26 protein-coding genes, 1 tRNA gene and 1 riboswitch are annotated in these 26,061 nt (G+C 29.5%); of the genes, 19 read left to right on the forward strand and 8 right to left on the reverse strand.

Going from position 1 to position 26,061, the window contains the following annotated elements; translation table 11 throughout:
- Position 1 precedes the first annotated feature (1 nt).
- The 9 genes from ABDZ93_RS08615 to ABDZ93_RS08655 all read left to right on the forward strand — a co-directional run bounded on the left by ABDZ93_RS08615 (position 2) and on the right by ABDZ93_RS08655 (position 8,293).
- Positions 2-988 carry an energy-coupling factor transporter transmembrane component T gene (locus tag ABDZ93_RS08615; protein ID WP_343825657.1) on the forward strand — a complete coding sequence of 329 codons (987 nt, stop codon included), beginning with the start codon at positions 2-4 and terminating at the stop codon, positions 986-988.
- Positions 978-2,708, forward strand: a complete 1,731-nt coding sequence (locus tag ABDZ93_RS08620; protein ID WP_343825547.1) for an ABC transporter ATP-binding protein — start codon at positions 978-980, stop codon at positions 2,706-2,708. Before ABDZ93_RS08615 ends, ABDZ93_RS08620 begins: the two co-directional genes overlap by 11 nt.
- On the forward strand, positions 2,687-3,568 hold the full coding sequence (locus tag ABDZ93_RS08625) for an ECF transporter S component (RefSeq protein WP_343825549.1): 882 nt from the start codon (positions 2,687-2,689) through the stop codon (positions 3,566-3,568). The genes ABDZ93_RS08620 and ABDZ93_RS08625 overlap by 22 nt, the downstream gene beginning before the upstream one ends.
- Positions 3,565-4,362: a class B sortase gene (gene srtB / locus ABDZ93_RS08630; protein ID WP_343825551.1), complete on the forward strand. Its 798-nt coding sequence runs from the start codon at positions 3,565-3,567 to the stop codon at positions 4,360-4,362. Before ABDZ93_RS08625 ends, srtB begins: the two co-directional genes overlap by 4 nt.
- A gap of 596 nt (positions 4,363-4,958) precedes the next feature.
- Positions 4,959-5,522, forward strand: a complete 564-nt coding sequence (locus tag ABDZ93_RS08635) for an HD domain-containing protein (protein WP_343825553.1) — start codon at positions 4,959-4,961, stop codon at positions 5,520-5,522.
- A 61-nt stretch (positions 5,523-5,583) separates the two neighbouring features.
- The gene (locus ABDZ93_RS08640; protein ID WP_343825555.1) at positions 5,584-6,012 is read left to right on the forward strand and encodes a GNAT family N-acetyltransferase; all 429 of its coding nucleotides are present in this window, start codon (positions 5,584-5,586) and stop codon (positions 6,010-6,012) included.
- Positions 6,013-6,030: 18 nt separating this feature from the next.
- The gene (locus tag ABDZ93_RS08645) at positions 6,031-6,822 is read left to right on the forward strand and encodes an HAD family hydrolase (RefSeq protein ID WP_343825557.1); all 792 of its coding nucleotides are present in this window, start codon (positions 6,031-6,033) and stop codon (positions 6,820-6,822) included.
- A 6-nt stretch (positions 6,823-6,828) separates the two neighbouring features.
- Positions 6,829-7,407, forward strand: coding sequence for a DUF4269 domain-containing protein (locus tag ABDZ93_RS08650; protein WP_343825559.1), 579 nt, complete (start codon positions 6,829-6,831; stop codon positions 7,405-7,407).
- A gap of 132 nt (positions 7,408-7,539) precedes the next feature.
- Positions 7,540-7,729: riboswitch (cobalamin riboswitch) on the forward strand.
- A 138-nt stretch (positions 7,730-7,867) separates the two neighbouring features.
- On the forward strand, positions 7,868-8,293 hold the full coding sequence (locus tag ABDZ93_RS08655) for a hypothetical protein (protein ID WP_343825562.1): 426 nt from the start codon (positions 7,868-7,870) through the stop codon (positions 8,291-8,293).
- Positions 8,294-8,347: 54 nt separating this feature from the next.
- On the opposite strand, the gene ABDZ93_RS08660 is transcribed toward ABDZ93_RS08655, so the two are convergent.
- Entirely contained in the window at positions 8,348-9,241 is an 894-nt protein-coding gene (locus ABDZ93_RS08660) for a DUF1002 domain-containing protein (protein ID WP_343825564.1), read from the reverse strand.
- A gap of 399 nt (positions 9,242-9,640) precedes the next feature.
- On the opposite strand from ABDZ93_RS08660, the gene pepV reads away from it, so the two are divergent.
- The 3 genes from pepV to ABDZ93_RS08675 all read left to right on the forward strand — a co-directional run bounded on the left by pepV (position 9,641) and on the right by ABDZ93_RS08675 (position 13,567).
- Positions 9,641-11,044, forward strand: a complete 1,404-nt coding sequence (gene pepV / locus ABDZ93_RS08665; RefSeq protein ID WP_343825566.1) for a dipeptidase PepV — start codon at positions 9,641-9,643, stop codon at positions 11,042-11,044.
- 376 nt (positions 11,045-11,420) lie between these two features.
- The gene (locus ABDZ93_RS08670) at positions 11,421-11,876 is read left to right on the forward strand and encodes a DUF1905 domain-containing protein (RefSeq protein ID WP_343825568.1); all 456 of its coding nucleotides are present in this window, start codon (positions 11,421-11,423) and stop codon (positions 11,874-11,876) included.
- A gap of 449 nt (positions 11,877-12,325) precedes the next feature.
- Positions 12,326-13,567 (forward strand): HlyC/CorC family transporter, encoded by a 1,242-nt coding sequence (locus ABDZ93_RS08675; RefSeq protein ID WP_343825570.1) that lies wholly within the window; start codon positions 12,326-12,328, stop codon positions 13,565-13,567.
- A 228-nt stretch (positions 13,568-13,795) separates the two neighbouring features.
- Here the strand turns inward: ABDZ93_RS08675 and ABDZ93_RS08680 are convergent, their stop codons facing one another.
- Complete coding sequence (locus ABDZ93_RS08680) at positions 13,796-14,476, reverse strand: lysoplasmalogenase (protein ID WP_343825572.1); 681 nt, start codon at positions 14,474-14,476, stop codon at positions 13,796-13,798.
- 425 nt (positions 14,477-14,901) lie between these two features.
- Here ABDZ93_RS08680 and ABDZ93_RS08685 point away from each other — a divergent pair, with 425 nt between their 5' ends.
- Positions 14,902-16,809 (forward strand): endonuclease MutS2, encoded by a 1,908-nt coding sequence (locus ABDZ93_RS08685; RefSeq protein ID WP_343825658.1) that lies wholly within the window; start codon positions 14,902-14,904, stop codon positions 16,807-16,809.
- A gap of 99 nt (positions 16,810-16,908) precedes the next feature.
- Here ABDZ93_RS08685 and ABDZ93_RS08690 read toward each other — a convergent pair whose 3' ends face one another.
- The gene (locus ABDZ93_RS08690) at positions 16,909-17,352 is read right to left on the reverse strand and encodes a hypothetical protein (protein WP_343825574.1); all 444 of its coding nucleotides are present in this window, start codon (positions 17,350-17,352) and stop codon (positions 16,909-16,911) included.
- Positions 17,353-17,493: 141 nt separating this feature from the next.
- On the opposite strand from ABDZ93_RS08690, the gene ybaK reads away from it, so the two are divergent.
- Entirely contained in the window at positions 17,494-17,970 is a 477-nt protein-coding gene (ybaK, locus tag ABDZ93_RS08695) for a Cys-tRNA(Pro) deacylase (protein ID WP_343825576.1), read from the forward strand.
- Between the two features lie 69 nt (positions 17,971-18,039).
- On the opposite strand, the gene ABDZ93_RS08700 is transcribed toward ybaK, so the two are convergent.
- Positions 18,040-18,693 carry an HAD family hydrolase gene (locus tag ABDZ93_RS08700; protein ID WP_343825578.1) on the reverse strand — a complete coding sequence of 218 codons (654 nt, stop codon included), beginning with the start codon at positions 18,691-18,693 and terminating at the stop codon, positions 18,040-18,042.
- A gap of 163 nt (positions 18,694-18,856) precedes the next feature.
- Here ABDZ93_RS08700 and ABDZ93_RS08705 point away from each other — a divergent pair, with 163 nt between their 5' ends.
- Entirely contained in the window at positions 18,857-19,273 is a 417-nt protein-coding gene (locus ABDZ93_RS08705) for a hypothetical protein (protein WP_343825580.1), read from the forward strand.
- 95 nt (positions 19,274-19,368) lie between these two features.
- On the opposite strand, the gene ABDZ93_RS08710 is transcribed toward ABDZ93_RS08705, so the two are convergent.
- A tRNA-Pro gene (locus tag ABDZ93_RS08710) sits at positions 19,369-19,444 on the reverse strand.
- Positions 19,445-19,652: 208 nt separating this feature from the next.
- On the opposite strand from ABDZ93_RS08710, the gene ABDZ93_RS08715 reads away from it, so the two are divergent.
- On the forward strand, positions 19,653-20,081 hold the full coding sequence (locus ABDZ93_RS08715) for a hypothetical protein (RefSeq protein ID WP_343825581.1): 429 nt from the start codon (positions 19,653-19,655) through the stop codon (positions 20,079-20,081).
- An 80-nt stretch (positions 20,082-20,161) separates the two neighbouring features.
- Complete coding sequence (locus ABDZ93_RS08720) at positions 20,162-21,397, forward strand: glycoside hydrolase family 10-like protein (protein ID WP_343825583.1); 1,236 nt, start codon at positions 20,162-20,164, stop codon at positions 21,395-21,397.
- A 15-nt stretch (positions 21,398-21,412) separates the two neighbouring features.
- Here the strand turns inward: ABDZ93_RS08720 and ABDZ93_RS08725 are convergent, their stop codons facing one another.
- Together ABDZ93_RS08725 and murC are read right to left on the reverse strand one after the other, a co-directional pair.
- The gene (locus tag ABDZ93_RS08725; RefSeq protein WP_343825586.1) at positions 21,413-22,339 is read right to left on the reverse strand and encodes a PhzF family phenazine biosynthesis protein; all 927 of its coding nucleotides are present in this window, start codon (positions 22,337-22,339) and stop codon (positions 21,413-21,415) included.
- 79 nt (positions 22,340-22,418) lie between these two features.
- Entirely contained in the window at positions 22,419-23,795 is a 1,377-nt protein-coding gene (gene murC / locus ABDZ93_RS08730) for a UDP-N-acetylmuramate--L-alanine ligase (protein ID WP_343825588.1), read from the reverse strand.
- A gap of 435 nt (positions 23,796-24,230) precedes the next feature.
- Here murC and ABDZ93_RS08735 point away from each other — a divergent pair, with 435 nt between their 5' ends.
- A complete protein-coding gene (locus ABDZ93_RS08735; RefSeq protein WP_343825590.1) occupies positions 24,231-24,374 on the forward strand; it encodes a hypothetical protein in 144 nt (47 codons plus the stop codon).
- Positions 24,375-24,454: 80 nt separating this feature from the next.
- Here the strand turns inward: ABDZ93_RS08735 and hutG are convergent, their stop codons facing one another.
- On the reverse strand, positions 24,455-25,477 hold the full coding sequence (gene hutG / locus ABDZ93_RS08740; protein WP_343825592.1) for a formimidoylglutamase: 1,023 nt from the start codon (positions 25,475-25,477) through the stop codon (positions 24,455-24,457).
- Between the two features lie 256 nt (positions 25,478-25,733).
- Between hutG and ABDZ93_RS08745 the strand changes: the two genes are divergently transcribed.
- The gene (locus ABDZ93_RS08745; RefSeq protein WP_343825594.1) at positions 25,734-25,967 is read left to right on the forward strand and encodes a hypothetical protein; all 234 of its coding nucleotides are present in this window, start codon (positions 25,734-25,736) and stop codon (positions 25,965-25,967) included.
- Positions 25,968-26,061 lie beyond the last annotated feature (94 nt).

The raw sequence follows: 26,061 nt of genomic DNA on the forward strand, positions 1-26,061 counted from the left end.
TATGGAAGAAGAGAAAAGGGACGTATTTGCATCTTATCATCCTATAGTTAATCTTCTTTTCTTTTTATTAGTTTTAGGAATAACTATGTTTTCACAACATCCTATGGTTTTGATTATTTCATTTTTAGCAGCATCATCTTATGCTGTTCTTTTAAAGGGATTAAAGAAGGTAGCAAAGTTCAATTTTTTATTTACTCTTCCAGCTATGATAATAGTAGCTTTGGTTAATCCTGCATTTAATCATTATGGTGTAACACCATTGTTTTATTTAAAGACAGGAGCAGTTACTTTAGAAGCTATTGTTTATGGAATAGTATTAGCATGTAATTTATTTATAATTATACTTTGGTTCACATGTTATAACGAAATAATGACTAGTGACAAGTTTATTTATCTATTTGGACGTATAATTCCAGCAATGTCCCTAGTATTGTCTATGGCTTTACGATTTGTTCCTAAATTTATTGAGCAAGTTAAAGAAATTAGAAATGGACAAAAATGCGTTGGAAGGGACATTAAAAATGGTGGTTTTATAAAAAAAATAAAATATGGAATTAAAATTATTTCTATTTTAGTTACATGGTCATTAGAGAATGCCATCGAAACCTCAGATTCCATGAAGGCAAGAGGCTATGGATTAAAAGGAAGAACAGCTTTTTCTTTATATAAACTAGATAAAAGGGATAAAATAATGCTCATAATTCTAGGAATATTGTTTTTAATATTTTGTCGAGGGGTGAAAGCTGGGTATACCAATGCAATATATGATCCTATGATTAAAATAGGTGGAATGACATTGTCTGTAGGTGTAATTTTCACCTGGTTAGCATTTGCAACCATATGTTTTATACCATGTATTTTGCAAGGTTACGAGGCTATATTATGGAAAAAGCTATATGGCAAAATAGAGGAAGAAAGGAATATTCCGTCTTATTTATATACATTGATGGGAGAAGAGAGGATAGGTGAGAAAGAACATGGAAGATAAGAATTGTATTATAGAGATTAAAGACCTTACTTTTTCTTATCCGTTACAGCAATATGCTTCTCTCAATAACATTAATTTGTCCATTGAAGAAGGTGAATTTATAGTATTTTGCGGGAAAAGTGGTTGTGGAAAAAGTACTCTTTTACGTCATTTAAAATCAGTACTAGAACCTCATGGAAAAAAATGTGGTAAAGTACTATATTATGGAACACAATTATCACAGGTATCTGAAAGAATGCAAAGTGCAGAGATCGGATTTGTATTACAAAATCCAGATAATCAAATTGTAACGGATAAGGTATGGCACGAATTAGCCTTTGGCTTAGAAAGCTTAGGGTATGATACTCAAACCATTAGACTTAGAGTAGCTGAAATGGCATCATATTTCGGAATACAAAAATGGTTTATGAAGGATGTTAGAGAACTTTCAGGTGGACAAAAGCAACTATTAAATTTAGCCTCAATTATGGCAATGCATCCAAAGGTATTAATATTAGACGAGCCAACCTCACAGCTTGACCCAATTGCTGCTTCAGATTTTTTAGAAACTGTTAAGAAAATAAATAGGGATATAGGAACAACGATTATACTGACAGAGCATCGTTTAGAGGATGTAATTCCCTTTGCAGATAGGGTATACGTTATGGAGAATGGACAAATATTAACTGAGGGTACTCCTAGAGAGATTGGAGAAAAATTAAAAGAACTTAACAATGATATGTTTGTATCGATGCCAACGCCAATGCAAATTTATACAGGAGTAAATAATGATTACATATGTCCATTGACGGTAAGAGAAGGAAGAAGATGGATAGATAATATAGTAAAGAATAAGAAGAGTATTGATTTAAAAAAAATAGAAGAAACAAGAGTATCAAGAAATAGTATAAAGATGAAAAATAATATAGAAATTCCGGCTATAAAGGTAAAGGATGTATGGTTTAGATATGGTAAAGATATGGCAGACGTTGTAAAGGATTTGTCAATGGAAGTCAAGGCAGGTGAGTTTTTTGCATTGTTAGGGGGAAATGGAACCGGGAAAAGTACAACACTTAGTATGTTAGCACGTATAAGGTTCCCATATAGAGGGAAAATATGGTTAGATGGAAAAGCATTAGAAAAATATACAGATAATGAGCTTTATAATGGATTTTTAGGAGTATTACCTCAAAATCCTCAAAGTTTATTTGTGAAAAATACAGTAGAAGCAGATTTGTATGAGATGATTGACGGAAGAAAACAACGTAAAAGTGATGCTTATCCAATTGATATGAAAAAAGAAGATGCAATAAATGGGATAATATCTTTGACTAAACTAGAAGGATTAATGAAGCGTCATCCCTATGATTTAAGTGGTGGAGAGCAGCAAAGACTTGCCCTCGCAAAGGTACTTTTATTAAGACCTAAAATTCTTTTAATGGACGAACCTACTAAGGGGCTTGATAATTACTACAAACAAGAATTCGGAAAAATACTAAAAAAACTTACAGAACATGGGGTTACAATTTTGCTCATATCCCATGATGTGGAATTTTGTGCTCAATATGCAGATAGGGTAGGATTATTCTTTGAAGGACATATAGTGTCAACTTCTACGGCAAAAGAGTTTTTTGCAGGAAATAGTTTTTATACTACAGCTGCCAATAGAATGGCTAGAAAGCATTATCCAGAGGCAGTTACTGTAAAGGATGTGATAGAGTGCTTAGAGAAAAAGCTATAGATGAATTTTTAGACATGTTTCTAGAAAATAAAAATAAAGCAGAAGTTGATATAGATTTTTGGAAAGAAGATAAGAAAAATATCAAAGAGGTATTAAAGAACAACATTTTTGAAGAAGGAATAAGAATTTCTAAGGAAGAAAAGAGAAAAATCCCCAAACGTACGTGGGTTGCAATGTTTTTAATATTAGTAATGATTCCAATTACTGTGTGGATAGGAATTACATATTTAAATGATAGAAAGTATTTGTTTATTAGTTTAGTTATAGTGATTTATTCCACAATTCCTTTTTTTATGATATTTGAAAGTCGTAAGCCAAAGGCTAGAGAATTAGTTATAATAGCTACATTGTCAGCCATTGCAGTGGCTGGTAGAGGTGCATTTTTTATGCTTCCGAGTTTTAAACCAGTAGCAGCCATAGTGATTATATCTGCCGTTTGTTTTGGAGGAGAATCAGGTTTTTTAGTAGGAGCCGTATCAATGATTGTATCAAATATGTTTATGGGACAAGGTCCATGGTCTCCATGGCAAATGTTTGCCATGGGTATAATTGGATTTATTACTGGGATTTTATTTAATAAAGGCTGGTTAAAAGCAACTAGAGGTTCTTTGTGTATATATGGTTTTTGGTCTGTATTTATTATATATGGAGGAATAATGAATCCAGCCTCTTTAGTAATGATGTCTAAAAGAATTACTTGGAAAGGATTATTAGCTGTATACATTTCAGGAGTTCCTGTTGATTTGGTACATGCTACAGCTACTGTTATCTTTTTATGGATTATAAGTAAACCTATGATTGAAAAGCTAGAGAGAATTAAGGTTAAATATGGATTGATTGAAGGAGAAGATATTAAATGAAGAAAGACGAAATATCTGAAAAAGATAATAAAGAGAATTGTGAAGATAAAGATAAGAAAAAGAAGAGTAATAGAATATTAAATATTATTATGATTTTTGCTATATGTATTATAGTTTATGGAATATGGAGTGTAATAGCTTTAAAGATGCAGTATAAAAAGGCAGGAGAAGAATATGAAAGGTTACGTAAAACAATGGACATAGCTTCTGAAGAAAATTTACTCGATAAAGATGCACCTAATTTAAATATAGATTTAAAACAATTAAAGAAAGAAAATCCAGATACTATGGGGTGGATTTATTATCCATGTCTTAATATCAATTATCCAATTATGAAAGATGAGGATAATACTTACTATATTAAGCATACATTCTCAGGGGATAAAAATGATATAGGAAGTATTTTTTTGGACTGCATGGCAAGTGAAGACTTTACTGATGACAATACATTTTTATATGGACATAATGCAATGGACGGTTCTATGTTAGGGAGTTTAAAAGATATAAGAGAAGTGGGTGTAGTAGAGAAAAATCCGTATTTTTGGATATATACTGAGAATGGATGGCAAAAGTACAGTATATTTTCTTATCATGATGCTAAAAAAACAGATAATACTTTTAAAATAAAGTTTGACAATGAAGAAGAACATAAGGCGTTTTTAGATCACATAGTAGAGCTATCAGAAGAAAAAATAGATGTTAAAGTTTCAGAAAAAGATAAAATTGTAACACTAGCTACATGTACAAGTAACTCATCTATACGATTTGTAGTCCATGGAGTAGAAATAAAGTGAAATTGAGTAATATTCATGATTATTCTAAGAAATTTATACGATGACTACCAGCTCTAATACTCCCACCTTCTTCAAAGTGGGAGTAAAGAGCAGCTACGTCCCTGGATAACCATTTCCCCTAAAGGACAACGAATTCTAAGTATCGAAAATACTGATACTAAGAATTCTGTTAGTAACCTTCATCGGGAGTAAAAACTCCCTTTGAAGCAAGGAACTATGTTTATGTGACTCTGTGTTAGTGTTTGTGTAGTCCATAGTTATTATTCTCCATGTATGTATTTTGTTTATAGATTAAATCATACACAGAATAATCCACTATGGATTTTTTATTGGTGCAATTTCATTATACAACTAGTCCATAATTTTTATATGTGAAATAAAGAGAATAAATTTAACATAATTTTAGAATAACTAGATAATTATGTATGAAATGTATTATAATTATTTGAATGGGTAGTAAAATTATATGTAATTCATATTATCAAGAAGATAATTTAGCTATTTTACAATTGTAGATAAGGTTAAGTAAATAGATTTTTGATAATTGAATAGTATTATATTTTAATAAGTAAAATAGCCTGGTGAATGGAGGAAAAATGGAAAGGAATATGATTGAGAAGATAAAGGAAGATGTAAAAAGAAGATGTGAAAGTCCAAATAATTTTTTTGGTGTTGGAAGTTATGAACATATTGAAAGTGTAGTGAATAATGCAATTGAATTAGCTACACTATATAAAGCAGATGTTGAGGTATGTGAAATTGCAGGATGGTTGCATGATATAGCTTCAATCACAGATTATAAGTTATACGAAAATCATCATATTCATGGTGCAAATATGGCAGAGAAAATCTTGAAATCATATAATTATCCAATAGATAAAATTGGGTTAGTTAAATTATGTATATTAAATCACCGTGGAAGCGTATTAAAAGAAAAAACAACTAAGGAAGAAATATGTGTTGCTGATGCTGACGCTATTTCTCATTACGATACATTGCCATCACTATTTTATTTGGCATTTGTTCAAAGAAAACTGAATATTGATGATGGGTTGGAGTTTGTTAAAAGCAAACTTGAAAGAAGCTATAATAAAATGTCTATAGAGAGCAAAGAATATTATCAAGATAAAAGAAATATGATTCAAGCTATATTAAGGTAATTATGGTTGAGATGTATTATACATATTTAATAAGGTAGTAAAAAAATATGGAGGCCTTAATATGAAAATAGCAGAAATGAAAACTTCAAATTATGAGGATGTTTTTAAACTATGGACTTCTACCACTGGAATGGGTTTGAGAAATTTGGATGATTCTAAGGAAGGTATAGAGAAATTTCTAATGAGAAATCCTACTACTAATTTTATAGCTAAAGAGGATGGTAAAATAATAGGAAGTATATTATGTGGACATGATGGCAGAAGAGGATATATTTATCATACTGCTGTAGATATAAGATATAGAGGGAGAGGTATTGGGAAAAAGCTAGTTAATTCAGTTATTAATGCCTTAAAACGTGAAGGAATAAATAAAGCTACACTAGTTGTATTTACTAATAATGAAATTGGGAATGAGTTTTGGAGATCTATAGGATGGGAGAAAAGAGAGAATTTAAATTCCTATAATTTAAGTCTTAATAATGAAAATTAATTTAGTTGGGGGATTAATATGGATAAAAAGATTAAATTGATTATAACTGATTTAGATCGTACCTTTTTAAGGACAGATAAAAGTATTTCTAACTATAGTTTAGATGTTATAAAAAGATGTAAGGAGCAGGGAATATATATTGCTATAGCTACAGCTCGTTCAGAGCAAGCAGCTACTAATTACATTGATCTAATAAGACCTGATATTGTAATTTCTAATGGAGGAGCATTAGCAAAGTGTAGGGATGAGGTTATCTATAAATGTATGCTATCAAAAGAGGTATCTGATTCATTAATTAAGGATTGCGTTATGGATTTACAGGTGGGTGAAATAACTGTTGAAACTGAAAATGCATATTATTCCAATAGTGAAGAGATAAATAAACACGGTGAAGATTATATTCATGCTAAATATACTGATTATTCCAAACCACTAAATTGTATGACCTATAAAATAACAGTGGAAGTTTTAGAAAATAGTATTGCTGAAAAAATTGCTTCAAAATATCCACAATGTAGTTTTCTAATTTTCGTTGGAGAAAATTGGTGTAGATTTGCTCATAGAGAGGCAACAAAATTTAATGCTATTAATGAGATAGCTAAATATTTAAATATTAGCCTGGAAGAGATAGCTGCATTTGGTGATGATATTAATGACATAGGAATGATAAAACATTGTGGACAAGGTATAGCAGTATCAAATGCAATTAAAGAAATTTTAGATTGTGCATCACATATTACAGGAAGTAATGATGAGGATGGTGTAGCAGCTTTTATTAGTGAAAATTTCTTAGAGAAGGATGAAAACTAGATTAGTATGAAGAATAAAGATTTTACAAATATAAACTACCTTAAACAAGGTAATATAAAACAACAAAATGCATATAAAGTACTTAAGGAACTAGATATATTTAATGTTTTAAGAAAGTTTGATCCAATATTAGTAGGAACTATACCAATTAATATTGATATAGAAAACAGTGATTTAGATATAGTATGTGAAGTTTATGATTTTAAGGAATTTCAGAAGATAGTAGAAAATAAGTATTCTATGTTCAGCAAGCTTCATATAAGTAATAATAGTACAGATAATGAGACAATATTAACTGTAAATTTTTATGTGGAAGATATTGAAATAGAAATATATGCTCAGTCATTGAATAGTTGTAAGCAGAATGGCTATAGGCATATGGTAGTGGAAGATAGAATACTTAGATTAGGTGGAGAAAGAACTAGAGAAGAGATTGTTATCCTTAAGAAAAGTGGCTTAAAAACAGAACCAGCTTTTGCAAAATATTTAGGTATTGATGGAAATCCATATGATGAGTTATTGAAATTAGAAGAATATAGTGATAAAAAGATTAGGGATATGTTATATAATATTAGAAATAGCTAGTTAAATTTAGATATTTAACAATAAACATTAAAATAACTACTAAAACTTCTAATTTGGAAGAAAAACAATAGTTAGAGTTATAATTAATAGTTTGACATGAAAATAAGAAAGGTATAATATGATATTAACAATTGAATATTATGGAAGATGGGTTCAGTTATATTCTTTTATAGCTGATTAAAAGAGAAGTTGGGTGCAAATCCCACGCGGTCCCGCCGCTGTAAGAGAGGAGTTTTCTTCTAATATGCCACTGTTTTTATGGGAAGGCAGAAGAAAATAATGATACTCAAGCCAGAATACTTGCCTATTTTTTACGCTATAATTCTACGAGAGATGGAAGGGTGTGATTTAATCTATGATAAATAAGATTTAAGACCTTTTAGTTTTAGTAGCTAAGAGGTTTTTTATTTTAGCAGTAATAAAGCATTAAATTTAAATTATTAGCAAGGAGTGATTGTATATGAAAAGAGCACAATTTGATAAGGAAAGTTTATTACTAGTTATATCAGAAGTACCAAAGGTTTTAAAAAACCTAGATAATATTATAGATACAAACAATGAGAAAATAGATTTTTCGGAAGAGAACTTCAAGACAGAATTTACTAAGTTTATAGAACTTTTAGGAAAATATATGAGTAAATGCTTAGTAACCATAAGCGAGCCTTATAATGAAAATTTATATAGTGTAAGTATAGACAAATCAGTAGATGCTGGATTTTTTCCGCAGATATCATCTGAATTTTACAACTATTTGAAAAATTTTAGAAAATGTGACGAGTCTATAAAGAATGTATCCTATAATGAACTATATAAATTCTACGTGGATAACCATGACAACATAGATAAATTATATGACCATATGATAGAGTTTACTAACAAACTATAAAAAATAAACCGTACCTTAAAAGGTGCGGTTTATTTTTATAATTTAGCCTTCATTTTAGTTGAAAAGTGAACTGAAGAATTCGCTAATCCAGTTAAATAGTTTATCAAAGAAGCCTGAATCCTTAAGTTCTTTTCCTAGAGATGCCATCTCATCTTTAAACTTAGATGCACTTTTATCTAAGGTATCCTTAAGCTTAGAATAGTCTAAGTCTAGGTTGTTTATATCAGACATTAATGAAACCATATTGTTTTGAATAGTAGCACTTATATCTACATCATATTTATTTTCAACCTTCTCAACAATTTTCTTAATTTCTTCTTCACTAGACGGCTTGTCTTTTATAACGGCTGTCTTAACTTCATTGATGATTGCAGAAGCTTCTGTATCACCTATTTCTTCAGCTAAATCTAGGGATACATCTATTTCCTTTTGAGCAGCTTGCTTATTAGGTGTAGATAATTCACCACCCATTATATTCTCAGCACCAGCTAGAATTCCAGCAAGGGCTGATTCTCCAGTTACCTCAAAAGGAGCTGAGGCTGTAACCTCTGCATTCAATATACCAGAAGTAATTAATGCATTGGCAAGCATATCATTAGTTACTAGAGTTAAGTTAGAAGAGTTTACTGTTACGCCATTTTCTTTTTGTAATAGCTTAACATAGGCACTGGAATACCATCCACCTGTAAAATTGGTTAATTCCTTTTCATCAAGTCCAAATTGTTTTATTGCCATTTTACTGTCTACATATATAGCTTCAATATTGTCTGGAGCTTTAAAGTATTCTCTTAATTGAGCTTCTTGACTATCACTTAAATCTGAACCAAAACTTAGAATTTCACCACTTGGGTATTCACCATGAATATCTGCAAAGGCAGTTGTAGGTATAGATATACATGTGAGAATACCTAAAGTTATAGCTAACTTTTTAAAAAATTTCTTTGACATCTTAAATTCTCCTTATACTTAAAATGTAAGTAATACTACTTGTATCATAAAAACTAAATAGTATACTTATATAATTAATTATATATATTATATTTTATATTTATAGGATATAGAATAAATATTAATAAATTTGTAATAAACATTAGGTATCTTCAAAAAATAAATAAGTCATAATGCTCGTCTATTTTGTCTTATACTGCGTCAATAGAACCATTAGATAGTGCTACTATCTGCAGAACCTGTTTCCTTGTCTAACTCAAAATATACTTCTCATCTTTGACTTATTATTTATTTTCAGATGCCTTAAAGAGTAAATTAACTGTGACATCTATGGAAATAAAACAATTTTAGTATTAGAATGGAATTATAGTTAAATTTTAAAATAAAGGTGGGATTTGGATGTATAAAAATCAAATAGAAGAGTATTTTCAAAATCATAAAGATGAAATGTTAAATGACATATGTGATTTAATAAGAATAAGAAGTGATAGATCAGAGGCAAAAGAAGGTATGCCTTTTGGTGAAGGTCCTGCAAAGGCTCTAGAGTCTGCTCTAACTCTAGCAGAAAGCATGGGATTTAACACTAAAAATTATGATAATTATGTAGGTGCTATTGATTTTAATGATAAAGAAAAACAATTAGATATTTTAGCTCATCTAGATGTAGTGCCTGTTAGTGATGATTGGACAGTTACAAAACCTTTTGAACCAATAATAAAGGATGGCAGATTATATGGAAGAGGCTCAGCTGATGATAAAGGACCAGCACTAGCAGCCTTGTATGCTTTAAAGGCTGTTAAAGATTTAAATATACCTTTAAGTAAAAATGTTCGTCTTATTTTAGGTACAGATGAGGAATGTGGAAGCTCTGACATAGCATATTACTATAAAAAAGAGAATGAAGCACCTATGACTTTTTCACCTGATGCAGATTTTCCTGTTATAAATATTGAAAAGGGAGGACTACATAGTCCTTTTGAAAGTAAATTTGAAGAAGATAACAACCTTCCAAGAGTAATTTCTATGACAAGTGGAGTAAAGGTTAATGTAGTTCCAGATACTGCAATTGCAGTGGTAGAGGGCTTCTCAGAGAAAGAAATAAATAAATACTGTGTAAATGCATCAAAAAGTACAAATTTAAAATTCACATTTGATAAAGATGGTGAAAGTTGGGTTATAAAGGCTAAGGGAGCTGGAGCACATGCATCTACTCCTGAAAATGGAAACAATGCTCTTACAGGAATGTTAGAATTACTTACATCTATGCCATGTGCTAATAGTGAAGGATTTAATAAGCTATGTGCTGTTAAAAAGTTATTCCCACATGGAGATTTCAAGGGAGAAGCTTGTGGTGTTAAGATGAGTGATGAACTTTCTGGGGAATTAACCATAACTTTAAATATATTTAAATATACTACTACAGAATTAATGGGAACCTTTGATTGTAGAGCGCCACTTTGTGCAACTAATGAAAATCTACGTGATGTTCTAAGAGACAATATGGCAAAGGATAATATAATCTTATCTAAGGATGATATGTTTTCAGCTCATCATGTTGATGAGAATTCTGAATTTATACAAACACTTTTGAAATGTTATGAGGAGTATAGTGGACAAAAAGGTGAATGCATAGCCATAGGAGGAGGTACATATGTTCATCATATTAAGAATGGAGTAGCCTTTGGATGCACAATGCCAGGTACTGATAATAATTTACATGGTGATGATGAGTTTGCAGTAGTAGATGAACTTCTACTTAGTGCTAAAATATTTACTCAAGTAATCATTGACCTATGTAAATAATATTTGAATTTAATAAGCCTAGTTAGGATAAATAAAGCACTAATTTCATTTATCTTAACTAGGTTATTTTATTGTAAAAACCGATATCTATACTAGCTAAGTCGCCAAGAAAAATGGCAAAAATCATTCTTATTTTAACATGGATTTAGTCATGCTTTTAAGATAGGAAAACCTCTGAAACCCGCATGAATAAAACAACTATTTAACTAGTTATATAGTTTTATAGTTAAATAGGTTTATATGTAAATAGTTTTCTATATAAATATTTGTATAGTTTCCTAGGATAGATTTTATTATAATTAATATGTGATATTATATTATAATACACAGAAGTTATAGTGAATATTTTATTTCATATGTAAAGGAGAATAAAATAATGGAAAAGTTTGAAGGACAACTTAAAGAAGCGATAGGAAAAGGCGGAGCATATATAGAGATACCTTTTAATGTAGAAGAAACTTTTGGAGCTAAGAGGGTTAAAGTTAAAGCTACTTTTGATGGAGTACCATATAGAGGTTCTATTGTTAGAATGGGAACAGAATGCCATATAATAGGTGTAACTAAAGATATAAGAAAAAAGATAAATAAGGATGTTGGAGATTATGTTGAAGTTATAGTTGAAAAGGATGACGAGGAAAGAAAAATTAATCTTCCTGAAGAGTTTAAAATAAGAATTGAAGAATCTAAGGAAATATATGATTTTTGGAATAGTTTATCTTACTCAAATCAGAAGAAATATGTGGATTATATAGATTCTGCTAAAAAGGAAGAAACACGAAAAAAACGAATAGGAGATTCAATAAATAAGTTAATTAATGAAGAGAAGCTATAAACATAGCTTAAAGATTTTATGTAATACAAAGATTATTAATGAATAGTCTAAATAATAAAATCCCCGTAATATAATATTACGGGGATTTTTAATAAGTTTTGGGTTGTAATGAACTCTAGTTTCATTCCTTTAAAAGTACCTGGGGGGGACAAACTTTAAAAGGGGATCTTATGAAGCTAGAGTATGTATAGATAATATTATTTAAACCTCTAATACCTTAGAGACATATTATATACTATGATTTCCCTAATATATTGGTGACACCTTTATTGTAATTTTAAAAAATATATTTTATTAGTAGATATATTTGACTTATAAAATCTTTTAGATAATATTTTAGAATGAAATGTAGCATAATTAAGATATGTATTTGATTTTATTTTTAATTTTTAGTTTTTTAATTAATACCAATAAAATTAAGTATTAATTAAGGGAGAGGAGGATTAGATTTGAGTTCAATAATATATATACAGATTATAGGATTAATAATATTAATAATGTTGTCTAGCTTTTTCTCGGCCTCAGAAACTGCCTTAATGTCTATTAGTAAGATAAGGGTTAGACATATGGCAGAGGAAAACATAAAGGGAGCTAATAGAGTTAAGGAGTTAGTTGATAATCCTAGTAGCTTGTTAGCATCAATTTTAGTTGGAAATAATGTTGTGAATATAGCATCATCTTCCTTAGCAACGGTTCTGGCTATTAGTCTTATTGGAAGTAGAGGGGTAGCTATAAGTACTATATTAATGACTATAATAGTACTTATTTTTGGTGAAATTACACCTAAAACTTTAGCTTCACAAAATTCAGAACAGGTATCACTAAGGGTTGCAAATCCAATATTTATTGTAAGTAAGATACTTAAGCCAGTAGTTATCATAACCACTACAATATCAAATTTTTTTATAAAAGTACTTGGAGGGAAAAGTGTTAGCAATAAACCTTTTATAACGGAAGATGAATTAAAAACTATTGTAGATGTTAGTGAAGAAGAAGGGATATTAAATTTAGAGGAAAAAGATATGATTCATAATGTTTTTCAATTTGGTGACCTTTATGCAAAAGATGTTATGGTTCAAAGAGTGGATATAATAGCCTTAGATATAGAAGAAAGTTTAGATAAGATTATTTCAGTAATAAAGGAAGAAGGCTTTTCAAGGATACCTATATATTCAGATACTATAGATAATATAGTGGGTATATTAAATGTTAAGGATATTATATTCATGGAAGATACTAAGAATTTTACTCTAAAAAATTATATGAGAGAGATAACTTATACCTATGAATTTAGAAAGGTTACAGAGCTTTTTAAGGATATGAATAAAAATAGGCAACACATGGTAGCAGTTCTTGATGAATATGGCGGAACTGTAGGAATTGTAACTATTGAAGATTTAATAGAGGAGATAGTGGGGGATATAAGTGATGAATATGACGATGAGGAACCTGAAATATATGTGGTAAAGGAAGATGAGTATATAGTTGGAGGAAGTGTTAGAATAGAGGATATAAATGAACTGATAGGAACAAGAATTGAATCTGAGGAGTTTGATTCTATAGGAGGATTTATAATAGGTGTACTTGGTAGATTTCCTAATATAAGTGAAGAAATAAATTATAGTAATTACAGATTTATAATTGAAGATATAGATAGGAATAGAATAAAGAAAATTAGAATATATACATAGAATTCGTTATCCAGGGTCGTAGCAGCTCTTTATTCCAGCTTTGAAGGAGAGATGGGAGTATTAGAGCTGGTAGTCATCGGATAAATTCATATATAGGAGCAAATAAAAGGGCTTTTGTAAAAAACTAATCTAAAAGTTCATGTTCAACATTAAATATAAGATTAGTGATATTTTTTACAAAAGCCTCTTTTTATTTATAAAATTAATACTATTTATTGTATTAGGTTGTTAAAAAGCTAAACTAAGAGCTATAAGTCCTTGTCCAACATAGTAACATAACAGATTTAAGGCTGTCATGTAAGAAGGTGATTTTTTATGAAAATATATAAAACATAAAATTAGATCAGATAGCAAGAAGAGACACGCACCTACTATGACAAGAATGGTACTCCAAAAGTTCTCATGAATTAATGAAGTTAAAGATAGAGCTCGTGTAAACATAAAGCTAATTATAATAGAGTAAGTAACAACTAGTTTATATGCACCTTTAAAATCAAAACCCTTTATTAAGTTTAAAAATAGAATAGACATTACTGAAATCAATATAAATAATAAAATATGCCACACTAATACAGGTGTAAGAGTGGAGAAGGCTATAGAAAAAAATATATGAGCAATAGAAAAACTACTTAATCCATACACAAACATTTTACTAACTTCATCAGAGCTACTATTATTAAAGGCAAGAAATACATCACCAATTAGAGATAATATTAATGCTAGAAGTATAAAGATGAAATATTGGGTATTCAAGTAAATAATTTTATAGCTAGATATGCATATAGCAATAAATAGTAAACTAGTAATAGTCTTAACTATAGGCATTTTATAGCCATGAGGATGATAATTAAAGTATATTAGAAATCCTAGTGATATTAGCATGAATACAAAAAATGTAAGTGACAACATACTTAACCCTCCTTTAATAAAATATAAGTAATAAAATGATTATATCATATATTACATATGAGTAAAACAATGGAAAGAAAAAATAATAAATTAAATTATTTAATGAAGATATATTGATTTTTTATAAATAATGTTTTAACATTAAATTACATAGATTTCAAAAGAGAGAGAGGGTTTTTTGTGAGTGTCTAGTATCTAAAATAGTAATTAAATATTAATCTTAAAATTAGGGTATTATATACCTTTGTTTGTTGTGGGATTAATTAAAACTATTAAAGATACAAGTCCACGAAATTTACCTTAGGATAGCTAAAGCTATCTTTATTAATGGCAAGTTTAAGGCTGTGGAAGTATCCATAGCTTTTTTATTTTAGAAATCTATGAAGGATTTCATGGACTTAATAATAAGTAAAGGAATCGTTAAAATGAATATTAGTACATTGGAAAAATTACATCATGCTAAAATAAAGGAAATTGTTAAATCATATTGTGTAAGCGGATTAGGAAGAGAGTTACTAGATAAACTTCAACCTAGTAATAATATTAAACAAGTGAAAAGAATGTTAGAGGAAACATCCGAAGGAAGAAATCTTATAGATGCTTCTTACCATATGCCTTTAAAGGGAATATTTAATATTGCTCCATTAATAGATAAGATTGAAAAAGGCTCAGTACTTGAACCATCAGAATTAACTACAATAGACAACTTTTTACGTGGATGCAGAAAGGTTAAAATTTTTATAGAAAATAAGGAAGGATATGCGCCAACTTTAAGTGCTTACGGTAAAAGTATTACAGAATTAAAGTATATTGAAGAAGAAATAGAAGCTTCAATTAAAGGTAGTATAGTGGATTCTAATGCTAGTAAAGAACTTAAGAGAATTAGAAGACATATAGAAAACTGCGAAGAAAAGATAAAAGAAAAGTTAGATAAATTTATAAGAAGTAGTGCTAATAAGGAATATATTCAAGAATTTTTTATAAGTCAAAGGAATGGTAGATATACAATTCCTATAAAGGCTTCTTATAAAAATCAAGTTCAAGGATCCATAGTAGAAGTATCTTCTAAAGGGACTACTGTATTTATAGAACCAAGTTCTGTATCAAAGTATACTACAGAGTTAACCACACTAAAATCAGAAGAGTCTATGGAAGAATATAGAATACTTGCAACTTTAACTGATATGATATTTGAAAGAATTAAAGAGCTAAAGATAAATATAGAAGTAATTGCAGAGTATGATATGATTCTAGCAAAAGCAAAATATAGTAAAGATATAGATGGAATACAACCTATTTTAAATAATCATGGATATATAAATATAATTAAAGGTAGATATCCGTTGATAAAAGATGCAGTTCCATTAGATTTTAATATAGGAAATGACTATAGAACTTTGATTATAACTGGACCTAATGCAGGGGGAAAGACAGTGGTGTTAAAGACAGTGGGACTTCTTACCTTAGCTACACAAAGTGGATTTCATATAGGTGCAGAATCAGGAAGTGAGATAGCCGTATTTGAAAAGATATTTGTAGATATCGGGGACGACCAAAGTGTGGAAAATGCTTTAAGTACATTTTCATCTCATGTTAAGAATATTAGTGGAATTTTAAAAGAGTGTAATAAAAACACCCTTCTTCTCCTTGATGAGATAGGAAGCGGTACAGAACCTAATGAAGGAGCGGCACTTGCTATTGCAATATTAGAGGAGTTTTATCATAAAGGATGCATTACTATAGCTTCTACTCATTATGGAGAGATTAAAAACTTTTCTCAAAATCACTCTGATTTTGAAAATGCAGCCATGGAATTCCAAAGAGAGACCTTAGATCCACTATATAAGCTTTCTATTGGAAAGAGTGGAAATAGTAATGCTCTTTATATTTCAAAGAAAATGGGAATAGCTGATAAGATAATAGAGAAAACGAGAAAGTATATTGAAACAAAAAGCTATAACTATGAATTACTAAGAGATAGTAAGGTTACTAAAAATAAAGAAGTGGATATTGATGATGAAGAATCTCATAATTATGAAAAAGGAGATAGAGTTATTGCTCTAGATAAGAAGCTATCAGGAGTTGTATATAGAGAGAAAGATGAGTTTAATAATGTAATTGTATTTTTAGATGGTGAATTTATTGAAGTAAATTACAAGAGATTAAAGCTAGAAGTTAGTGGGGCAGAGTTATATCCTGAAGGTTATGACTTAAATCAGATTTTTATAGCTTATAAGGAAAGAAAGTTAGAACATGATATAGAAAGAGGTTCTAAAAAAGCCCTTAAAAAAATTCAAAAGGAATCTAAAAAGGGAATTATAAATAATGGCTAGCATCAATATAGGTGCATATAATAAAACGGCTAAGTATATCTTGGCCGTTTTATTTTAAAACTTTAATAATATAAATATTTTATTTTTATAGGTAAAGTTTTAATTTCTTATAATATGAGTTTCTACAACTTGAAGTTCTTTAACTAGCTCTTGTCTAACAAAACCTTTTGTATTTACTGTGTCAGAAGTTATAATTCTTACTTCATACCATAGGGTTTCTAAAGCTTCAACTGCATAAAGAATTGCTATTTTTGAGTTAGATGGTATGGAACGGAGTATAGGACTATTACTGAGAGGTGATATATAAAGAGAACAGCGCTTTAATGTTTCACCAGTATTAAATCTGACAGGGCGATAGTAAACTTTTAGTGTTTCATTAGGCCTATTAATAGTATTTAATTGAGATGTTAAACTATTATTTTGTTTTGTTAAAACTCTTACTTGAATATTTTGTTTGTTATATTTATCATTTAATAGATAATATAAAATTCCTAATCCACCAGAGGTAAGAAGTAGGACATAAATAAAAAAGGTTTTTATCACGAATATACCTCCATAAAAGAGCTTGCTAGTATAAATATATTCGACCTATTTATGAAATAGAATTGATAAAGAAAATATGTAATATTATTAAAGATAATAAAAATTTGGTGTTATAATTTTAAATAAGGAGTTGATGAACAAATGGCTAACACTAAAACTAATGTGATGAGGATATTAGATAAGAGTAATATACATTACAATATATATACATATCAGGTTAAGGATAATGCTATAGATGGAATATCAGTAGCAAATAAACTAGGAGTAACGTCAGAAAAAGTATTTAAGACTCTTGTTACAAAAGGTCATAGTGGAGATTTTTATGTCTTTGTAATTCCTGTGGTAAAGGAATTGAATCTTAAGGCTGCAGCAAAGAGTGTTGGAGAAAAGTCAGTGGAAATGATAAAAGTAGGTGATATGCTTAAGGTAACTGGATATATAAGGGGAGGCTGTTCTCCCATAGGTATGAAGAAAAATTATACTACCATAATAGATGATTCATCCTTGAATTTAGATGAAGTTATTATAAGTGGTGGTAAAATTGGATTTCAAGTAGAAATAGCACCCAAGGATTTGATTCAGTTGATAAATGCTGAGACTAGTTCCATTGTGGATTAGAATGTAAATAAAAGAAACAAAGGTTGTCCTAGAAGAAAAATTAATTCTTACTAAGACAACCTTTAATAATTATATAGCTAAAGAAAAATCAACATAATCTAATATAAAATCGTCAGCTAAAGCTTTCATGTCATTGTGCTGATCTATAGAATGTTCATCATATACGCCTATAACCTTCATGCCAGCTTTTTTAGCACCGTGTATAGCTGGAAGTAAGTCTTCAAAGACCATGCATTTATCTGGAGAAACACCTAATTTATTAGCTGTTAGGAGATATACATCTGGAAAGTCTTTTCCTCTTTTAACTTCATTAGTTAAGGTTATTGTATCAAAATATTCATATATTCCATTAGCTTTTAAGCAAGCTTCTAAAAGTAAAGTGTTATTGCTTGTAGCCAATGCAATTTTTATGTTATTTTCTTTAAGTAGGCTAAAAAATTCTTTAACACCAGGTTTTAGTTTTACTTTATTACAATAAGCTTCATAAGCCATGTCATTCCAGTGATGTTTAATTTCCTCTACGCCATAAGGTAAATTAAAGAAATTCTTAAAGTAAATAGCTACTTCGTTAAAGCTAAGATGAGCAATGTCATTATTTAATGATGGAGGCACTTCTAAATTATGTTTAGCTAGGTATTCTATATCAATTTTATTCCATACCCACATAGAATCAACTATAGTACCATCCATATCAAAAATTGCAGCGTCTATATTTTTAAACATACATTATCACCCCCGCATACTAACATAACAAATAAAACTTTTAATGTAAAGTGTAATATATGTAATCTGAAAACTATATCCTTCTATAAATAAAAAATAATAAAAAAGAATGTAATAAAATTAAAGACATATAATGTATTAGTAAAATATAAGGGGGGAAACCATGGATTTCCTAGGTAAGTTATGGGGTATTATTTCAGTTATATTTACTTTAGCAGCGTTGTCGAGAGTGGCATCTTCTAGGTTTTATAATAAGTTTATTAGAGGTTTATCAAAGAAAAAGCATAGAGGCATAATAAATAAAACTATTAATGTAAATAGTATTTTAGAGGAAAATCATGGGATATTTGGATTAGGTGCATTTATTTCTTCTATAATTCATATATTGATAATGAATATTAAGGAGGGTTTTTCTTTTTGGGGGATTGTGACTTTTGTAAGCCTTTTAATAATATTAGCTACTGGAATTATAAATAAATTTATTTATAGAGATAAGGGAGGACAAATAGCAAGGTATCATAGGACTATAATATTAGTATATATAGTATCTTTAGTAATGCATATAATTTTTAGTAAGTGATATATTGGCCATAGCAATGTATTTTTTAAAACTTATTAAAGCAAGGAAATTTATTAGCTATAAAATAAAAAGGAACATGATACTCATGTTCCTTTTGGTCGGGGTGACAGGGATTGAACCTGCGACCTCATGGTCCCAAACCACGCGCGCTCCCATCTGCGCCACACCCCGCCGACAAAAATTATTATATGATATATTTAATAGGTTGTCAACATATTTTATGCAAAAAGTTTTGCGATGTAACACATTTTTTTTAAAGATCAATAAAAGGTGTTATAAAACCAGTATATTGTAAATAATAAAGGATGCTACTGAATGTAAAAATTTTAATAAGGATATTATTATAATACCCTTGGAATTAAAGACTGGAGGAGTACAAATGATGAAGGAATATAAATTTAGTGAGACTTCTAAAAGGTATATGAGAAAACAATTATCTAACAGTATACTTTTATCGAGCCTTTTACTGATAATTACAATAGGATTATTTATAAGGAACAATCTTTTTTATGGAAGATTTTTATTAGTTTTTTTTATAATGGGATTAATAGTTACAGCACTTGTTACTAAAAAGGTTAGAATAATTGATGATTTAAATTATATTAAGATATATAAAGATAAATTTTATATTAATAATAACATGAATGAAAAACCTAAAACTCTTTACTTTAGAGATGTAAATAAAGCAATGAGGGATAAAAAGGGGATTATATTTTATGTGGGAAAAAGAGACTATAGAATATTAGCTAGCTTTTTAGAACAAAGTGAAGTTGATGAACTTTGGAAGAAGTTTTCTAGATATGAATAGATACATTTATTACAATTGAATTCTATACCTTAAGTTATATGCATAGGTATATACTATTCTTAAATTAAGGAGGGGCATTAATGAATAAAATGAATTTTGCCACTTTAGGAGTAATTATATTAGTAATTTTAGGTTTAGTATGGATCGTATGTTTTGATAATGTAGATAATAGCAGTAATAAAATAATTAATAAAGAAAGAAAAGTTATAAGTTATGATGAGATAAAGGGTGTTTGGTTATCTTATTTAGATCTATCCTCCATGCTTAAGGGGAAAAATGAGAGCGAGTTTAGAAAAAATATATCCCAAGCAATAGAAAAGGTAGAGGAGATGGGATTAAATACTTTAGTAGTACAAGTAAGACCATTTTCTGATGCGTTATATCAATCTAAATACTATCCTTGGTCTGTATATTGTTCTGGGATAGAAGGAAATGATCCAGGCTATGATCCTCTTCAAGTTATTATAGAAGAGGCTCATTCAAGAAATATAAGAGTGGAGGCTTGGGTTAATCCATATAGAGTTAGAAGTGATAGTGAAAAGTTACCATTGTCTTCAGATAATCCTGCTAGCAAGTGGATAGAGGATGGTAGTGATAATATAATAAAATGTAATGGTGGAATATACTATAATCCTGGAAAGGAAGAAGTTAGACAACTTATAGTAAATGGAGTAAAAGAAATAGTGGAGAACTATGAAGTGGATGGAATACACTTTGATGATTATTTTTATCCATCCAGTGATGATTCTATAGATAAAAAAGCCTATGAAGACTATATAAGTTCAGGAGGAGATTTAGATTTAAGTAGTTGGAGAAGAGAAAATGTTAATATACTTGTAAAACAGGCTTACACAGCTATTAAAGAGATAAATTCAAAGGTAGTCTTTGGTATAAGTCCACAAGGCTCCATGAGTAATAACTACAATAGCCAATTTATTGATGTGAAGAAGTGGGTTCAAAATCCTGGATATATTGATTATATTTGTCCACAAATATACTATGGATTTTTAAATGATAATAGTGATTTTCAAAAGGTGATTGAGGAATTTAATGCTCTTATTACTGAACCTACAGTGAAGTTATATATGGGTTTGTCTGTTTATAAAATTGGAACTGAAGATACTTGGGCAGGAAATGGAAAGGACGAATGGAAAAGCTGTACTGATATGCTAAAAAGACAGGTTGAAGCTTCACGAAAGTTAGAAAAATATAATGGTATAATATTGTTTAGATATGATTCTTTGTTTAATCCATCATCAGAGGTAAAAGGGCAGATAGAAAAGGAAAGAGAAAATTTAAAATCTATACTTAAGTAAATAAAAAGGAGGTGACTACTTATAAGTCACCTCTATAGTTGTTTCTATACTTCCTACACCACCAACTTTTATTATATAGTCACTATGAACAGCTTCACCCTTACAAATAATTTCACTTGGGTTATCCATATAGTAACCTTGTTCGCAAGATATAGTTAGTGTATCTTTAAATTCAAGGATATTATGTTTCATAATATATGAGCATAAAGCACCATTAGATGTACCAGTAGCACTTTCTTCATCTATACCTACACTAGGTCCGAAATTTCTAGTTGCAACTGAGCTTTCAGGATTTTCAGTTTCTAAAGAAAATGCGTGAAGACCAACTAAGTTTAATTTATCAGTGTATTCTTTTAGTGATTGAAAATCTGGGGTAATTCTTTTCAGTGCATCTAGGGATTTCACTGGAAACATTATATCTTTAAGGCCGGTAGAAATTATCATAGGCTTTAATTGATATCCCTCAATTCCTGCATCTTCTTTGCTGATGCCTAATATATCACAAAGCTCTTTTTCATCATCAATATATGAATAGAACTTAGGATTTGTCTGAGTCATAAGCACATAGGAAACCTTGTCCTCGTCAAAACAAATCTCTATATCTAAAATACCAGCTAAAGTTTTTTGTTTTAATTGCACTGGATTAGTATTGGGTTTAATAAATCCTAGTTTAGCTAAAGTGTAAAAGGTAGCGATGGTAGCATGGCCACATAAATCAACTTCTGTTGAAGGAGTAAAAAATCTAACTTCATAGTCATAATCAGCACATTTTGATTTTATTACAAAAGCAGTTTCAGAAAGGTTCACTTCTTTTGCTATAGCTGCCATGTCATTAGAGGATAGATTATCACAATCAATAACTACACCAGCTTTGTTTCCACCCATATCATTGTGAGTAAAGGCATTAACTATGTATACTGTTTTATTAAAGCTTGAATTCATTTTGTCACCTCGTTTATATATTTTAATTATAGCTATCCTAATTAAAGAGATAGCTATAATTAATTATTATTAGTTAAGTTTAATCAGCTAGATACATTTCACCAACAAGATTTATGTCTCCTGCACCTACAGTAATAATAAGGTCACCATCTTTAGCCTTTGATTTTAAGTAATTAACTATTTCTTCAAAGCTATGATAGTTTATTGCATCAACTCCTGTAAGTCTTATAGCATCACCTAGCTTTACAGAGCTAACAATTCCGGTATCTTTTTCACGAGCAGCGTATATATCTGCTAATAATAAATGATTTACTTCATTAAAGGTTTTAACAAAGTCATCAAAAAGTGTTATAGTTCTGGTGTAGGTATGAGGTTGAAATACAATGTATAAATCTTTATGAGGATAATTTTTACAAGCATTAAGAGTAGCTTGAATTTCTGTTGGATGATGAGCATAGTCATCTATTACAGTAACACCATTTTTTAAACCCTTAAATTCAAATCTTCTATGAGTCCCTCCAAAATTAGATAACCCTTTAATTATAGATTCCTTAGAAATATTAAGAGCTAAGGAAGTACATATAGCAGCTAAAGAATTAAGTATATTATGTTCTCCAGGTACATTTAAGACTATAGAAAATAACGCATGGTCATTTTTATATAAATCATAAGAACCACATCCAAGGGAGTTGTAAGTTATATTTCTAGCTGTATACTCACCATTGTTTATTCCATAGGTCATTATGGTACATTTATGATTATTTATTATATCAGAAACGTTACCATCATCACCATTGCATACAAGGAAACCATCCTCCGGTATGATATCAATAAATTTATTGAAAGTATCCTTTATATGATCTATATCCTTATAAAAATCTAAATGGTCTGCATCTACATTTAATATTATTCCTATATAAGGATGAAATTTTAGGAAAGAACCTTTATACTCACATGCTTCGGTAACAAAGTAATCACTATTTCCAGCAAGGACATTACCCTCTATAACATCTAATTCTCCTCCAACTAATATGGTAGGATCCACTTGTTCTTCAATAACAATATGGGTAAGCATTGAAGTTGTGGTTGTTTTACCATGAGTACCAGCAACAGCTACATTATATTTATGGCCAAGCATAATTTTGCCTAAGAATTCAGCTCTATCCATCATAGGAAGCTTCAGTTCAATGGCTTTCTGAAACTCAGGATTATCCTCACTGATAGCAGCAGTGTAAACTACTAAATCTGAATCCTGTATGTTATCGGCACTATGTCCTATATATATATTTGCACCTTTATTTCTAAGCTTTTCAACCATATTTGAATTTTTCATATCTGAACCAGATACAGTATATCCGTTCTTAAGTAGAATTTCAGCAAGGCCACTCATGCTAATACCGCCAATGCCGATAAAGTGAACTTTTTTATTTTTATCTTGTAAAAAATCAAAACTCATATAATAACAACTCCTATACAAAATATAATACTACATTCATGAATTTATATATTTAAAACATAATTATAGTTTAACCTAATAATTATTGTAAGTGTATAAAAATAAATGAGTACCTATTATAAATTATATACAAAAAGCCATATAAAAAACACATATATTTTTGAAACCTTTGTAATTTATATGTCTATAGGAAAAGTGAAGAAAAATATTCAAAATATTTAAAAGAAAATTCAGAAAAAGGCTTTTCAAATAAAAATAAATGTGTTAAAATAAAAACAAAGTTAAACATGCTTAATAAGTATAATAGTTAATTATATTTATTAAGTATTTAAGGTGAAATGGCAGATGTTTTCTAAGTGCATGTATATTTAATATCAATTACAATGACTACTAGGTGAGAAATCTAGTAGAAAATTTCTGGAGGAGAGTGTTAAAATGTTAACAATTGGTCTGGGAGAATATGTAAATTGGCAACTAAATATTAATGGTGAAGAAGAGGATAAAATGCTCAATGCTTGTGAAGAAAATGATATCATGGGTATGGAGTTTGAATATTTATTGTGGCAATTTAGCTTGTAAATTGCCAAATCTATTTTAAAATCCCTATAATAATAACAAAAAATCCTTAGCTCTGAAGCTAAGGATTTTTTATTATGTAATTATGTTAAAAAGTTGTGCTGTAAGTTTTGTAATTTGCAAAGAGTATTAACAATGGAGAAGATAATTACGCTAGCCAAATTAGAAGTGATATTATCTTTATCAAATCTAGGAGCTACTTCACATATATCAAAGGTTATAACTCTATTTGATTTTAAAATATGTTTAAGCAGTTTTATAACTATTTCAGGATTTAAACCCAAGGTTTGTGTAGAACTAACGCCTGGTGCAAAGGAGGCAGAAAATACATCTGAACAAATAGTTACATATATGTAGTCTTGATTTCTCATAAAGTTATTTAATTCTCTTAAAAGTTGCCAACCATCACTATATAGGATGTCTTTAGCGAGGGTGTATTGAACACCTAATTTTTTAGCGGTTTTAAATAGATCTACTGTGTTGCTGTGTTGCTGTATCCCTATACAGAAATAGGAGAAATCCATGTCTTTATCCTGACATATATCAGAGATCTGTCTAAACATAGTTCCAGAACTGCCCTCGTTGTTATATGGTCTGAGATCAAAGTGAGCATCAAAATTTATAATTCCTATTCTAGGTTTAGAAGATATTTTATCTAAATGAGAAAGTGCTCCATTATAATTTCCAAAGGCTGTTTCATGTCCTCCCCCCAGAACTATAGGAAAAATATTTAAATTTAATAACTTGGACACGCAATCACTTAAAAGTTTTTGTCCTTCAGCAAGAGGAATATCTTCAACTATGATATCTCCAGCATCAAAAATTTTTACTGATTGATTAAAAGTACAAGGTAGATTTGAAAGCTCTTTTCTAATGGATATAGGACCATTCATGGCACCTATACGGCCTTTGTTTTTTTTAACTCCTTCATGACAGCAAAAGCCTAAAAGCGCAAAATTTAATCCATCAAGAGGCTCAAGATCATCTATTTGAAGATCAAGAGGCATAATCCATTGGTGCCATCTAAAAGCATCAAAATTGTCGTTGCTATCTATTCTTCCTTGCCATAAACTTTCATTCATAGGCTCATAGTTTTTAATAAACATAAAATCACCCCACAAGTAACTTCTTAGTAGTTTTATACGTTTTCAGTATAAATTAAAGAAGAGATATTATCAACTTTATATGCAAAATAATAGTCATATTTTACTTATCTTCGAATATATATTTAAAGATAAAGGGACATGCATTGAGCTAAAAGTTATTGATGATAATTTTTAATAATGAGTATAAAAATAATATTGACAATTGAACATGTGTTCGTTATTATGTAAATATGAGAACAGATATGGGGGTAAAAAGATGGGAGACAAAGGTTTATTCATTGAGTTAAAGTATAAGGCAGATGGACAGGGACTTGAAGGTATAAATTTTTTAGAAGATGATAGAGAGTGTGGTGGCCAAAAATACATGCTTTGCGGTGGAGTTTTAAATAAGAATGGAGGTAAACTTTTATTTAAAGCTAGAAATATACAAGAAGCTAATGAATTTACTAAAAGGAATCCTTTAACTTCAAAAATAGTTGTATGCAGCTGATATATATTATGAGATAAGGCTGAAGTCAAAGGCTATTTCAAAATGAAGATTTATTTAATCTTTATTTTGAAGTAGCTATTTTTATTTACGACAA

The sequence above is a fragment of the Clostridium subterminale genome, assembly GCF_039521425.1.
In the GTDB taxonomy this organism is placed as follows: Bacteria; Bacillota; Clostridia; order Clostridiales; family Clostridiaceae; genus Clostridium_J; species Clostridium_J subterminale.